The 13970-nt window shown below is 63.8% G+C and carries 12 protein-coding genes and 1 rRNA gene; 7 read left to right on the top strand and 6 right to left on the bottom strand.

Annotated features, from left to right (window positions below):
• Nucleotides 1–120: 120 nt before the first annotated feature.
• The 3 genes from ABH939_RS25150 to ABH939_RS25160 are packed head-to-tail and all read left to right on the top strand — an operon-like array spanning nucleotide 121 to nucleotide 5794.
• Complete coding sequence (locus ABH939_RS25150; RefSeq protein ID WP_404650311.1) at nucleotides 121–2145, top strand: alpha-1,4-glucan--maltose-1-phosphate maltosyltransferase; 2025 nt, start codon at nucleotides 121–123, stop codon at nucleotides 2143–2145.
• The gene (gene glgB / locus ABH939_RS25155; RefSeq protein ID WP_030537900.1) at nucleotides 2145–4346 is read left to right on the top strand and encodes a 1,4-alpha-glucan branching protein GlgB; all 2202 of its coding nucleotides are present in this window, start codon (nucleotides 2145–2147) and stop codon (nucleotides 4344–4346) included. The genes ABH939_RS25150 and glgB overlap by 1 nt, the downstream gene beginning before the upstream one ends.
• Nucleotides 4346–5794 carry a neutral zinc metallopeptidase gene (locus ABH939_RS25160; protein WP_042446171.1) on the top strand — a complete coding sequence of 483 codons (1449 nt, stop codon included), beginning with the start codon at nucleotides 4346–4348 and terminating at the stop codon, nucleotides 5792–5794. Before glgB ends, ABH939_RS25160 begins: the two co-directional genes overlap by 1 nt.
• Nucleotides 5795–5812: 18 nt before the next feature.
• Here ABH939_RS25160 and ABH939_RS25165 read toward each other — a convergent pair whose 3' ends face one another.
• The 3 genes from ABH939_RS25165 to ABH939_RS25175 all read right to left on the bottom strand — a co-directional run bounded on the left by ABH939_RS25165 (nucleotide 5813) and on the right by ABH939_RS25175 (nucleotide 8471).
• The gene (locus ABH939_RS25165) at nucleotides 5813–6709 is read right to left on the bottom strand and encodes a tetratricopeptide repeat protein (RefSeq protein WP_030537899.1); all 897 of its coding nucleotides are present in this window, start codon (nucleotides 6707–6709) and stop codon (nucleotides 5813–5815) included.
• A 105-nt stretch (nucleotides 6710–6814) separates the two neighbouring features.
• Nucleotides 6815–7177 (bottom strand): DUF3817 domain-containing protein, encoded by a 363-nt coding sequence (locus ABH939_RS25170; RefSeq protein ID WP_003945330.1) that lies wholly within the window; start codon nucleotides 7175–7177, stop codon nucleotides 6815–6817.
• A 100-nt stretch (nucleotides 7178–7277) separates the two neighbouring features.
• On the bottom strand, nucleotides 7278–8471 hold the full coding sequence (locus tag ABH939_RS25175; protein ID WP_070159775.1) for an acetyl-CoA C-acetyltransferase: 1194 nt from the start codon (nucleotides 8469–8471) through the stop codon (nucleotides 7278–7280).
• 107 nt (nucleotides 8472–8578) lie between these two features.
• Here ABH939_RS25175 and mce point away from each other — a divergent pair, with 107 nt between their 5' ends.
• Nucleotides 8579–9052: a methylmalonyl-CoA epimerase gene (mce, locus tag ABH939_RS25180; protein WP_007733251.1), complete on the top strand. Its 474-nt coding sequence runs from the start codon at nucleotides 8579–8581 to the stop codon at nucleotides 9050–9052.
• A 40-nt stretch (nucleotides 9053–9092) separates the two neighbouring features.
• The gene (locus ABH939_RS25185) at nucleotides 9093–10151 is read left to right on the top strand and encodes a hypothetical protein (RefSeq protein ID WP_042452411.1); all 1059 of its coding nucleotides are present in this window, start codon (nucleotides 9093–9095) and stop codon (nucleotides 10149–10151) included.
• Nucleotides 10152–10158: 7 nt separating this feature from the next.
• Here the strand turns inward: ABH939_RS25185 and ABH939_RS25190 are convergent, their stop codons facing one another.
• The gene (locus ABH939_RS25190; protein WP_054828484.1) at nucleotides 10159–10503 is read right to left on the bottom strand and encodes a hypothetical protein; all 345 of its coding nucleotides are present in this window, start codon (nucleotides 10501–10503) and stop codon (nucleotides 10159–10161) included.
• A 19-nt stretch (nucleotides 10504–10522) separates the two neighbouring features.
• The gene (gene nucS / locus ABH939_RS25195; protein WP_007733244.1) at nucleotides 10523–11197 is read right to left on the bottom strand and encodes an endonuclease NucS; all 675 of its coding nucleotides are present in this window, start codon (nucleotides 11195–11197) and stop codon (nucleotides 10523–10525) included.
• 42 nt (nucleotides 11198–11239) lie between these two features.
• On the opposite strand from nucS, the gene ABH939_RS25200 reads away from it, so the two are divergent.
• On the top strand, nucleotides 11240–12832 hold the full coding sequence (locus tag ABH939_RS25200; RefSeq protein WP_063316266.1) for an adenylate/guanylate cyclase domain-containing protein: 1593 nt from the start codon (nucleotides 11240–11242) through the stop codon (nucleotides 12830–12832).
• 140 nt (nucleotides 12833–12972) lie between these two features.
• On the top strand, nucleotides 12973–13599 hold the full coding sequence (locus tag ABH939_RS25205; RefSeq protein WP_404650312.1) for a dihydrofolate reductase family protein: 627 nt from the start codon (nucleotides 12973–12975) through the stop codon (nucleotides 13597–13599).
• 278 nt (nucleotides 13600–13877) lie between these two features.
• Here ABH939_RS25205 and rrf read toward each other — a convergent pair.
• Nucleotides 13878–13970 (bottom strand): 5S ribosomal RNA (gene rrf, locus ABH939_RS25210); the annotation flags it as partial.

Here is a 13970-nt window from a genome sequence, read left to right on the forward strand (position 1 = left end):
CGACCTGACCACCGACAGACCCGAATTCGTCGTTATCAGCACTCCAGCGCCGCACCCACTACGGTTGAACCCGGCGAAAGAAAGTTTTACCGCGATCCATCACCAGAAATGGAGCTTCCCGTGTCAGGACGCCTCGGTATCGACGACGTGGTACCCGAGATCTCGGGTAACTATCCGGCAAAGGCCGTGGTCGGTGAAGTCTTCCCAGTGCACGCAACCGTGTGGCGAGAAGGCCACGACGCCATTTCCGCCACTCTTGTCGTGCGTGGTCCGCGCGGTACCAAGCCGCTGCGCATTCCGATGGACCCCGGGACCGAACCGGACACCGTCGACGCGGTGTTCACGCCGTCCGCCGAAGGTATGTGGTCGTTCCGGATCGAGGCGTGGAGCGATCCCATCGCCACCTGGAAGCACGCCGTGGAAGCAAAGCTCGCCGTCGGGCAGGGGGCGGCCGAGTTGGCCAACGACCTGGAAATCGGTGCGCGCCTGTTCGAACAGGCCGCGCACGAGGTACCGCGGGGCAACAGGTCCAGGCTCGAGGCCGTCACGGCGTCGCTGCGCAGCGATCAGGCGCTGACTGCTCGCGTCGCGCCGGCCTTCGCCTCCGACGTCGCCGAACTGCTCCGCGCCACTCCGCTCCGTGAACTGGTCACCAAGGGCGAGTCCCACCCCGTCGTCGTCGATCGCAACCGCGCACTGTTCGGATCGTGGTACGAGTTCTTCCCCCGCTCGACGGGCGGTTGGGACGAGAACGGGGTGCCGCAACACGGTACTTTCCGAACCTCGGCCGAAGACCTACCCCGCATCGCCGCAATGGGTTTCGACGTCGTCTACCTTCCGCCGATCCATCCCATCGGCGAGATCAACCGCAAGGGACGCAACAACACTCTCACTCCCGAACCCGGTGACGTCGGCTCGCCGTGGGCCATCGGCTCGGTCGACGGCGGGCACGACGCTGTTCACCCGCAGCTCGGCACGCTCAAGGACTTCAAGGCGTTCGTCGCTGCGGCCCGCAAGCTCGATCTCGAAGTGGCACTGGATCTCGCGCTGCAGTGCGCCCCGGATCATCCATGGGCCAAGAAGCATCCGGAGTGGTTCAACGTCCTTCCTGACGGCACCATCGCCTACGCCGAGAACCCGCCCAAGAAGTATCAGGACATCTACCCGATCAACTTCGACACCGATCCTCGCGGTCTGGACAAGGAAATCCTGCGAGTCGTCCGACACTGGATCAGTGCCGGCGTCAAGATCTTCCGGGTAGACAACCCGCACACCAAGCCGCCGAACTTCTGGGAGACACTCATCTCGGAGGTCAAGAAAACTGACCCCGACGTCTTGTTCCTCGCCGAGGCTTTCACTCGTCCGGCGCGCATGTACGGCCTTGCCCGGCGCGGGTTCACGCAGTCGTACACGTACTTCACCTGGCGAGTTGCGAAGTGGGAGCTCACCGAATTCGGTAACGAGCTGGCGGCGAAGGCCGACGAAGCCCGACCGAACCTCTTCGTGAACACGCCGGACATCCTGCACGAGTCCCTCCAGCACGGTGGGCCCGGAATGTTTGCACTGCGAGCAGCTCTCGCCGCCACCCTGGCGCCGACGTGGGGCGTCTACTCCGGTTACGAACTCTACGAACACCAAGCCGTTCGCCCCGGCAGCGAGGAATACCTCGACTCCGAGAAATACGAACTTCGGCCGCGCCGTTTCGCCGAAGCAGCAGCGCGAGGCGAGTCTCTCGAGCCGTGGATCACCGCGCTCAACCGCATCCGGCGTGCACATCCGGCCCTGCAACAGTTGCGGAACCTGCACTTTCACCACATCGACAACGACGCGTTGATCGCCTACTCGAAGTTCGACGCCTCGACCGGTGACGCCGTCCTGACGGTGATCAACCTCAACCCGTTCGCTGCAGAAGAGGGCACCGTCTGGTTGGACATGCCGGCGCTCGGACGCGAATGGCACGACCACATGACCGTGCTCGACGAGGTAAACGGTGAGCAGTTCAATTGGGGCCAAGCCAATTTCGTCCGCCTCGAGCCCTGGCGTTCGGTGGCGCACATCCTCGCGCTCCCACCCGTTCCGTATCCGGCCCGGATCTCTCTGGCCTATCAAGCACGCAATGCGCACCGCGCAGGTGGAGGCAAGTGATGTCAACCGAGAAGTTCCGTTCGGGTATCGCACCGGACAATCACGATCTGGAGCTGTTGGCGCGCGGTGAACATCACGATCCGCACAGTGTCCTCGGCGCCCATCCCCACGCCGACGGCACCGTTCTGCGTGCGTTGCGTCCCAACGCCGAGTCCGTCAGTGCCGTCATCGGCGGCAAAGACTTTCCTCTCGAACATGTTTCGAACGGAATCTTCGTGGCTCTGGTCCCCTACCCCGACCTGATCGACTATCGCTATTCCGTGACGTACCCGGGTGGACACACGGTTCTCGCAGCCGACCCTTACCGATTCCTGCCGACTCTCGGTGAACTCGACCTTCACCTGTTCGGCGAAGGTCGGCACGAACGACTGTGGGACATCCTCGGTGCACATCCGCGTTCTTACGAGACACCGGATGGACCCGTCGACGGCACCTCGTTCGCCGTCTGGGCTCCGGCCGCCCGCGGCGTGACCGTCGTCGGCGACTTCGACGGGTGGAGTGGGCAATTCGCCCCCATGCGAGTCCTCGGATCCACTGGGGTCTGGGAACTCTTCCTGCCCGACATCGCAGTCGGTTCGCTGTACAAGTTCCGGGTCCACGGCCACGACGGCTCCGTTCGCGACAAGGCCGATCCCATGGCATTCGGTACCGAGGTCCCGCCGGCGACTGCATCGCGAGTGACCACCAGTTCGCATGAGTGGAACGACGCGGCCTGGCTCGAAACCCGCGCCGGTGTCGATCCTTCGCAGTCCCCGATGAGCGTGTACGAGGTGCACCTCGGATCGTGGCGTCCCGGGCTCGACTACCGGCAGATGGCCGAGCAACTCGCCGTCTACGTCACCGAAACCGGATTCACCCACGTCGAACTGCTGCCCGTCTCCGAGCATCCGTTCGGTGGATCGTGGGGATACCAGGTCACCTCGTACTACGCACCGACCTCCCGCTTCGGCACCCCGGACGACTTCCGCTGGTTCGTCGACCACCTGCACGCCGCAGGGATAGGTGTCATCGTCGATTGGGTGCCTGCACACTTCCCCAAAGACGAGTGGGCCCTGGCTCGTTTCGACGGAACTCCCCTGTACGAGCACGCCGATCCGCGTCGCGGCGAGCAGTTGGACTGGGGCACATACGTATTCGACTTCGGTCGCCGCGAGGTGCGGAACTTCCTCGTCGCCAATGCACTCTTCTGGCTCGAGGAGTTCCACATCGACGGACTTCGCGTCGACGCTGTCGCATCGATGCTGTACCTGGATTACTCACGCCCGGAAGGTGGATGGACTCCCAACATTCACGGCGGCCGCGAGAATCTCGAAGCCGTTGCGTTCCTGCAGGAGATGAACGCCACCGTCCACAAGAACCATCGAGGAGTCGTCACCGTCGCCGAGGAGTCGACGGCGTGGCCCGGAGTCACTCGGGCGACCAATGTCGGCGGCCTCGGATTCAACATGAAGTGGAACATGGGGTGGATGCACGACACCCTCGGGTTCCTCGGTCACGACCCGGTACACCGGACCTACCACCATCACGAGATCACGTTCTCACTGATGTACGCGTGGAGTGAGAACTACCTGCTACCGATCAGCCATGACGAAGTGGTGCACGGCAAAGGAACTCTGTGGACCCGGATGCCCGGGAACGACTTCGCCAAGGCGTCCGGCCTGCGCTCACTGCTTGCATACATGTGGGCGCATCCTGGCAAGCAACTGCTGTTCATGGGACAGGAGTTCGGTCAGAGTGCGGAATGGTCCGAAGAACGCGGCCTCGACTGGTGGCAGCTCGACGATCAGTACACCGGCACTCTCCATCGCGGCGTCCAGCGACTGGTCGGCGATCTCAACTCCGCGTATCGACGTCATCCGGCCATGTGGACCCTCGACACCTCGCCCGGTGGATACTCCTGGATCGACGCCAACGACACCGAGAACAACGTCCTCAGTTTTCTGCGTTACGGTACTGACGGTTCGATTGTCGCCTGCCTGTTCAACTTCTCGGGCAGTGAGCACTCGAGCTACCGCGTCGGGCTACCAGAGCCCGGCCGATGGGTGGAAATTCTCAACACCGATGCCGAGGTGTACGGCGGCTCCGGAGTCGGGAACCTCGGAGCGGTCACAGCAACGTCGCATTCGTGGCACGGTCGGCCAGCCTCCGCACAGGTGGCGCTGCCAGCTGCTGGAGCGATTTGGATAAGTCTGGAGCGTTGATGGTCGGCCGGCGAGTAGTCATTGTCACGTCGTCATTGTTGGCAGTGGCCGCACTGCTCGCCGGTTGTGCCCAGGGAACGAGTGGCCACGCCGTCTCGATTTATCACGATCCCTTCCGCGTCGCCGGACTCGACGCAACGGCAGGACCAAGTGGGTTGCGTCCGGGAGCCCCCAACGCCGACCGAGCAATCACCGGCACCGACGGCGGGGACATCGACGCGCTGGCAGCCAACGCCATCACAGACATCGAAACCTACTGGGCCGCCGAGTACCCGGCTCTGTTCGACAAGCCCTTCGAACCGGTCGACGAGCTGATCTCGTGGGACCCCACCGAATCGAACGGCCCGGACTTCTGTGAGGAGACCACCGAAGAACTCATCAACGCCGGGTACTGCAGCATCGATCACACCATCGGTTGGGATCGTGAATTGCTGCTGCCCGAGGTGCGGGAGAAGTTCGGTGACGTGGCCGTCGCGTTCATCTTTGCGCACGAGTACGGCCATGCCGTTCAACGCAAGGCCGGGATCGTCGGCGGTAAACGAGACGCAGCCCTGGTGCGCGAACAGCAAGCCGACTGTTTCGGTGGCGCCTTCTTGCGGCACGTCGCCGAGGACAAGGCCGCGCACTTCACGATGAACACCTCCGACGGACTCAACAAGGTGTTGGCGTCGGCGGTCGCCATCCGCGACGAAGACCCTAATGATCCTGAGAGCCACCATGGTTCGGCGTTCGAGCGCGTCACCGCCACTCAGATCGGCTTCACCGACGGCGCCGGTGCGTGCGCGAAGATGGACGCCGACGAAATCGAGTCACGACGTGCAGACCTCCCGCAGCAGTTCGCCGAGGGCAACGATTCCGGAGAACTGCCCGTCACCGAGGCAACTCTCGACGAGTTCGTGAAGACCTTCCAAGCGATCTTCGATCTACCGCAGCCACCGAAGGTCGTGTTCACCGGCGCAGACACCGGGTGCAGCGATGCCGTTGCGACCGAACCCGTCTCGTACTGCCCATCGACGAACACCATCGGAATCAGCGTCGACGACCTTGCCGAGCGCGGCACGCCGGGTCGCGTCGGGCGACGCGAGTTAATCCAGACCAACATCACCGGTGACTACAACGCCTATGTCCTGCTCGCGTCGAGGTACACCCTCGCGATGCAGAAGGAGAACGGCCAATCGCTCGACACTCCGCAGACTGCCCTGCGCGCGGCCTGCTTGTCCGGTGTCATCACCGCAGCACTCAGTCCCACCAACGCCGCGGCGTCCGGAGCACAGGTCACACTCTCCCCCGGCGACCTCGACGAAGCTGTATCGGGGCTGCTGACCGACGGCCTGGCTGCCAGTGACGTCAACGGTGAGACGGTCCCGAGCGGGTTCGCACGTGTCGACGCGTTCCGGACCGGCGTTCTCGGTGGCCGGGAAGTGTGCGACAGCCGCTACACGGAGTAGCGACTGCCGGTCCACACGTCAGTAGAGAGCGGAAGCCAACTTACGACGGGCCGCGATGACGATCGGTTCTGCCGGGTCGAACAGTTCGAACAGTTCGAGCAGGCGCGTCCGAGCGGCAGCCTTGTCGTCGCCGGCAGTTCGCGAGACCACCGAGATCAAGCGGGCGAACGACGCCTCGGGTTGCTGGGCGAACATTTCCAGGTCGGCCGCAGCGAACTGCAGTTCGAGATCGGACGGATCAGCATCCGCGGCCGCAATCGACTCGGGATCGACACCCTGAACCCGAGCCATGAACTTCACCTGGCGGACAGCGCTCTTGGCCTCCGCATTGTTGGGTTCGGCGTCGAGAATTTCCTGGTACGCAGCGATGGCGGCGTCGAGATCGCCCTCGTCCAGCGCGGTTTCAGCGGCCACGAAGCGAGGATCCTCGACCTCCTCCACCGGTTCGTCCGCGTCGGAGACCGGCCCACTCAACTTGCCCTCGACAGCTTGGAGGACTGCGTCGAACCACTGGCTGAGCTGCGCCTCTGGCTGAGCGCCCTGAAAATCGGCCAACGGCTGACCAGCCGCGACAGCAACAACCGTCGGAACCGACTGGACACCGAATGCCTGCGCGATACGAGGGCTCACGTCGACGTCGACGTTGGCAAGAATCCACTTGCCGCCGGCTCGCGCTGCAAATGATTCGAGAACTTCGGTGAATACGACCGAGGGCTCGTATGCGCGGCCACCGATGTTGACGATCACCGGCACCTGGCTCGACTTCAGCAGGACTTCGCTTTCGAAGTTCTCCTCGGTCACCTCGATCACTGCCCCGGAGACAGCAGAAACGGCCCCGTCGCCGCTGGTGTTACGCGGCGGTGGTGGGGCCGTGGCCCGCTCTTTGAAGGCGGACAAGTCGACTGCGCCGCTCATGGCGGCAGCAACTGCGGACGAACGCGCGGGGGGCCTGGAACCTGGTCGAGTCACGGCTCCCAGTTTGTCACGAGTTGCGAGAAGCTACGTAGAGGGATGCAGCACTCAGACGAGCGCCGCGTTGCCCTTGGACGCCTCGAACTCCGTGGACAGCTCACCGAGCTTGCCGTTTCGCACTGCCCAGCGTTCGAAGATGACGGTGCCGAAGGGCGGAACGCTCGAGATCAGCGCAAGGATCGTGGTCTTGACGTCCCACTTGAGCGACCACGCGGTCAGGAGTGCAACAACGATGAACACCAGGAAGCCGGCGGTTCCGTGGACCATTCCGGGGATGCGAATCGCTTCTTCGTGTCCGAGGACCCACTTGAAGAACATGGCAACCAGCAAGGCCGCCCAGGTCACAGCTTCCCACCACGCCACCAGACGGAAGCGTTTCGCGGGAGTGGATACGTCAAAGATGTTCGCCATGAGGCCATTGTGCCCGAACAACTACGACGCCCCGTAGTTGTGTGAGGAAAACCACGGGGCGTCGCAGAGCGAGAGCGCTCGTTCAGGTGTATTTAGACACTCACGCCTTGGGGACGCGGACGATGAGTGCGTCGCCTTGTCCGCCGCCGCCGCAGAGTGCGGCTGCGCCGATGCCGCCGCCGCGGCGTTGCAGTTCGAGGGCGAGGTGCAGGGCGATGCGGGCGCCGGACATGCCGAGGGGGTGGCCGACGGCGATGGCGCCGCCGTTGACGTTGACCTTGGCGGGGTCGAGGCCGAGTTCGCGGGTGGAGGCGATCCCGACGGCGGCGAATGCTTCGTTGATTTCGACGAGGTCGAGGTCGGTGGGGTCGATGCCTTCCTTCGCGCAGGCTTTGGCGATGGCCCGGGCGGGTTGGGACTGGAGGGTGGAGTCGGGTCCGGCGACGACGCCGTGGGCGCCGATTTCCGCGATCCAGGTCAGGCCGAGTTCTTCGGCTTTGGTTTTGCTCATCACCACGACGGCGGCGGCGCCGTCGGAGATCGGGGAGGCGGAGCCGGCGGTGATGGTGCCGTCCTTGCTGAACGCGGGACGCAGTTTGCCGAGGGATTCGGTGGTGGTGTCGGCGCGGATGCCTTCGTCCTGGGCGAAGACGATGGGCTCGCCCTTGCGTTGGGGGATGGAGACGGGGACGACTTCGTTGTCGAAGAGGCCGTCTTTCCAGGCGCGGGCCGCGTTCTGGTGTGAGGCGGCGGCGAAGGCGTCCTGCTCGGCGCGGGTGATGTGGGCGGTTTCTTGTTGGTTGACTTGTTCGGTGAGCAGGCCCATGGCCTGGTCGGTGAAGATGTCGTGGAGGCCGTCGTAGGCCATGTGGTCGCGGAGGGTGACGTCGCCGTATTTGAAGCCTTCGCGGCTTTTTTCGAGCATGTGGGGTGCGCGGGACATCGATTCCTGCCCGCCGGCGACGACGATGTCGAATTCGCCGGCGCGGATGAGTTGGTCGGCGAGGGCGATGGCGTCGATGCCGGAGAGGCACACTTTGTTGATGCTCAGGGCGGGGACGTTCATGGGGATGCCGGCGGCGACGGCGGCTTGGCGGGCGGGCATCTGGCCGGCGCCGGCGGTGAGGACCTGTCCCATGATGACGTAGTCGACCTGTTCGGGTGCGACTGAGGACTTGTCGAGGGCGCCTTTGATGGCGATGCCGCCGAGGTCGGACCCGGAGAGGTCTTTCAACGATCCGAGGAGTCGACCCATCGGGGTACGAGCTCCCGCAACAATCACAGAACTGGTCACGATTTCCTCCGGCTGCAAAAGAGAGATAGTCGTCGGTTCCGTGCGGCCTAAGAGCCAAGTCACATCCCGACGTGTACTCCTCAAACGGTAGCGCTACCGTGAAAGGTATGACACAGACCTCCCCCAGTTCTGCACTCGCACCTTTGTCGTCCGACCTCGTCGTCGCGATCGATCACGTCGGGATCGCGGTGCCCGATCTCGACGTGGCAATCGAGTGGTACACGCAGCACCTGGGCATGGTGTCGACCCACGAGGAAATCAACGAATCGCAGGGCGTGCGTGAGGCCATGCTCTCCGTCGTCGGCTCCCCCGCCGGATCCACTGCCGTTCAGCTGCTCGCGCCTCTGGACGAGAACTCGACCATCGCCAAGTTCATCGACCGAAGCGGCCCCGGCCTCCAGCAGCTCGCCTACCGGGTCACCGACATCGACGCCATCTCCGCCGAGCTTCGCGACCGCGGGGTTCGGTTGCTGTACGACGCTCCCCGACGCGGTACGGCCAACTCGCGCATCAACTTCATCCACCCGAAGGACGCCGGCGGCGTCCTGGTGGAACTGGTCGAACCCGACGCGAGCCACTAGCAGACCCGACTCCAGCTCGTATGCCAGGTAGATTGTCGCCATGGCATACGAGCAGGACCGCGGTTCGATCCAACTTCCGTTCCAGATCGCACGGAAGGGATACGACCGCGACGAGGTACGTAACTACTTCGAGCGATTCGACGCGGAGCTGCGAGTTACCGCGGCTGATCGTGATGCTGCCGCTGCGCAGGCCCGTGACCTCGCCAAGCAGCTCGACGATGCACGCGACGACATCGACGACCTCCGCAAGGACGTAGACCGCCTCTCGGTACCGCCCACCACTGCGGAGGGCATGAGCGATCGCATCAGCCGCATGCTGCGCCTTGCCTCCGACGAGGCCTCGGAGGTGCGCGCGAAGGCCGAGGCCGACGCAGCCGAGATGACCTCCATCGCCGAACAGGACGGCGCCCGCCTTCGTGGTCACTACGAGTCGCTGATCGCCGAACTCGAGGACCGTCGCAACGCGATGGAAACCATGCACGAGCAGACCATGGCACAGGCCCGTACCGAAGCCGCCCGGATCGTCGAAGCCGCGCAGGCCGAGCGGGATCGACTGGCTGCCGAGTCCGAGGCCAAGCGCACTCAGATCCGCGAAGACTTCGACATCTCGATGTCGGAGCGCCGCGCCAAGGTCGTCGCCGCCGTCAACGAGCTGGAGTCGTCGAGCAAAGCAGAGGCCGAGCGTCGACTCGCCGATGCGTCGCACGAGGCTCAGCGCAGGCTGCAGGCCGCCACTGATCAGTCCGAGCGCAAGATCGCTCACGCGAAGGAACTCACCGAAGAACTGCGCGTTCTCCGAGGCCGAATCCTGGCTCAGCTCTTGGGCATTCGCGGACAACTCGATTCGGTTCCGGCCATGCTCGCATCGGTCAACCGGGAGAGCGAACTCCTCGATGCACCGCCCGCTCCGGTCATCGTCGAAGCCGAGGAAGATCTCGAGATCGAAGACAAGAAGGCCGACGCAGATCCGGTCGACTCAGATAAGGTCAAATCAGAACCGAGTATCGACGAAGACGACGTTCTCGAGGACTCGGACGAGACGAACACCGCCGAGATCGACACCCGCGCCGTCGAGCAGCGAGCCCAGTCCAGGAACTGATCGACGCTCAGGACCACCGTCTGGTCAGGCTGCGCGTACCGCGGCCTGACCAGCATCCGGTGTGCCAGTGTCGACGCTCGTTCGCGCCGCCCGGTTCCGAAGGCCACGTCACCACGTGAGCGACGCCGGGTCTGATGTCGTGATCACAACCGGGGCATCGATAGAACTTCGTCGCGTTGGAGCCGGGTATCGGCCTGACCATGTACATTTCACCGCCCGGCCCGGGTTCCTCCCGGACCAGCGCTCCGCCGAACAACACGCCGCTTGGTGACGCCGACTCCGCGCTCGAATCCCGAGCACGCCGAGTATCCGTTCGACGGGTTTGCTTCGGCGAAGGTTTGCGGCGCGGCATGGTTCGAGTCTAAACAGCGTCAGAAGAGGCGGAACTCGGTGCTTTCGGTGCCCCGCAAGGCCTCGTAGTCAAGGACCAGGCAACGGATCCCACGGTCGTTGGCCAAAGTCTTTGCCTGCGGCTTGATCTGTTGCGCTGCAAAAACTCCCGTGACCGGCGCGAGCAGCGGATCGCGGTTGAGCAATTCGAGGTAGCGCGTCAACTGCTCGACGCCGTCGATCTCGCCGCGACGCTTGATCTCCACCGCCACCGATGCACCGTCCGCGTCTCGGACCAGAAGATCGACCGGCCCGATGGCCGTCATGTACTCACGCCGCACCAACGTGTAGCCGGGGCCGAGTGTCTCGACATGCTCCGCCAGAAGTTCTTGAAGGTGTGCCTCGACACCGTCCTTGATCAAACCCGGATCGAGGCCGAGTTCATACGACGAATCGTGCTCGACCTCTTCGAGAGTGATCCGGAGTTCCTCGCCTGCCTTGTTGGTGACGACCCACAGGATGTCGTCGCCGTCCCCGGTGGTCTCGACCAACCAGCACGGCGGACTCATCCAGTTGAGCGGCTTGTACGCCCGATCGTCGGCATGGATACTGACCGAGCCGTCGGCTTTGACCAACAGCAGTCGTCTTGCGGTAGGGAGGTGGGAGGTCAGGCGTCCCACATAGTCGACACGGCAACGAGCAATAACTAGGCGCACCGGACCACCCTAAGCGATCATTACGACTACTCTCGACACACTATGCAGCGAAGCCGTGTCCCGAGTGCGCCCCTGGGGTCGTGGCTGCTCGGATCCACCGACGAAAGCCCCAGGCGCCGCCGAATCCGCGTCCAGGCACTACTCACCGCGCCCCTCCTGGTCACAAACCTGATCGGAGCGGTACTGGCGATCGTGCTCATCGGATTCGTGGTTCCCGGACCCGAGATCATCCACCCCGAATTCGCATGGATCAACTTCATTGCCGTGCCCGTCTTCATCGGGTGTGTCTTTCTCATCGGATTGCTGTGGGGCACCAAACGGCTGATGCGGGATCTTCGATGGGCCACCGAGGATCACCCACCGACAGAGCAGAATCAACGCGCGGCGCTGCGCGGGCCGTGGCGACTGACCCGAGTGCAAGCCGTCCTGTGGACGGCCGCGCTCATCACCTTCACGACCATGTACGGAATCGTCGACCCCGACACCATTCCGAAAGTTCTGTTCACCGTGGCTTTCAGCGGTATCACCACGTGCGCTTTCTGCTACCTGCTCAGCGAGTTCGCACTCCGCCCGATTGCTGCGCGTGCACTCGAATCCGGAGCACCCCGCAAGGCTGCCGTTCTCGGACTGACCGGCCGGACAATCCTCGTCTGGCTGCTCGGAAGCGGAGTCCCCGTCACCGGCTTGATGCTCGTGGCGGTCTTCAGCTTCATCCGGCCTGCATCGTGGCAAGCCCTCGCGATCGCCATCCTCGTCATTGGCGGAATCACCCTGTGCGTCGGACTCGGGCTGACATACATCAACATTCGGTCCGCCGCGGCCCCCATTCGGTCCGTGCGACGAGGAATGGAACAAGTCACCCGTGGCGACCTCACCGCGTCCGTCGTCGTGTACGACGGAACGGAACTGGGACTACTGCAGGCCGGCTTCAATCGCATGGCCGAGGGTCTGCGCGAGCGAGAGCGAATACGCGACCTCTTCGGGCGCCACGTCGGACACGAGGTTGCCGCAAACGCGGTTCGCCGAAACCCGGAACTCGGCGGTGAAGAACGTGACGTTGCCGTACTCTTCGTCGACGTCATCGGATCGACCACCATCGCGGCCACCAACTCCCCTACCGCGGTGGTCGCTCTACTCAACCGTTTCTTCGACGTCATCGTCGACGAGGTCGACGCACACGGCGGATTCGTCAACAAGTTCGAGGGCGACGCAGCGCTGGCGATCTTCGGAGCGCCGACGACACTCGACGATCACGCCGGCAGCGCACTCGCCGCTGCCCGCAAGATTCAGCAGCGCCTGCGTGCCGAGGTACCGGAAGTGAGCGCGGGAATCGGCGTCGCCGCAGGTGTTGCCGTAGCCGGGAACGTCGGTGCGCGAGAAAGATTCGAATACACCGTCATCGGTGATCCCGTCAACGAAGCGGCGCGACTGTCCGAAGTTGCCAAGACGGTTCCGGGTAACGTCGCCGCATCCGGTCGGGCTGTGGCTGCCGCTGACAGCGCCGAGGCTGCACAGTGGTCGATCACCGAGAACATCACCCTTCGCGGCCGCCTCGAACAGACCGAGCTCGCGATTCCGTGCGACGCCCTGGAGTCCGAGACCAGCCCGTCAGACTCCGTGCCCGTTCAGCCCTGACCCCACCTCCCCCTGAGCGAACGGCACGTTCGGTCGATCCAAGGCGATCAACGCCACGTTCGCTCGATGACTTTCCCGCTTCCCAACGGTCTATATCGAAACAGCGGAGATCCGACGACACCTGGGAGATGGGTACGACTATGAAACTGACGACCTTTACCATCGTCACTCTCGACGGTGTGATGCAAGGACTCGGTGGTCCGGACGAAGATCGCCGTGGCGGATTCGAGCGGGGCGGCTGGTCCGCGCCATTAGTGGACACCGAAGCCATGGATTACCTCGTCCAGGTCTACCAGCGAGCTGACGCGTTCCTGTTCGGGCGACACACGTACGAGATCTTCGCCGGCTATTGGGGCGCGTTCGAGAATCCCGACGTCAACCCCATTGCAAGCGCACTGAATTCGCGGCCCAAGTACCTTGCGTCGACGACGCTCACCGATCCGCAATGGAAGAACACGACAGCCCTTTCAGGTGACACCGCCATCGCTCTCGGCGAACTGAAAGCCAGACCCGGCGGTGAGCTTCAGGTGCACGGCAGTGGCAACCTGTGCCGCTGGCTTTTCGCGAACGATCTTGTCGACGAGATGATCCTGCTGATCGTTCCGGTGGTGGTAGGCCAGGGCACGCGACTGTTTCCCGACACCGGACCGGACATCGCACTCGAGCGGGCCGAATCGCGAGCCACATCAAAGGGCGTGACGATTCAGAGGTATCTGCCGGCTGGCCGGCCGAAGTATGCGACTGCCACCGCCGACGGCATCGACTGATCCGGGCAAAGCGCCTGTCGTCCTCAGTCGTGTTCCCGCCCCTGATGGTGTGAACGTACCGTTCCCCTCGCCTAAGAGGGTGAGAGTGCCGTTCACTCCATGCCGGGGTGCCGGCGGCGTGCCCGCCCCTGATGGTGCGAACGGTACGTTGGGTCGATCTGAGGCGACGAACGTGCCGTTCACTCGATCAGAGGGTGCCGGCGACGGGATGTTTCGGGGTGTTTTGGGTACGAGAAAGCCCCCCAACCATCACTGGTTGGGGGGCTTCTCTAATGTGTGTTCGGCGGTGTCCTACTCTCCCACACCCTGTCGAGTGCAGTACCATCGGCGCTGAAGGGCTTAGCTTCCGGGTTCGGAATGGGACCGGGCGT

It is taken from the genome of Rhodococcus sp. 27YEA6 (assembly GCF_044908235.1).
GTDB classification, from domain to species: domain Bacteria; phylum Actinomycetota; class Actinomycetes; order Mycobacteriales; family Mycobacteriaceae; genus Rhodococcus_F; species Rhodococcus_F qingshengii.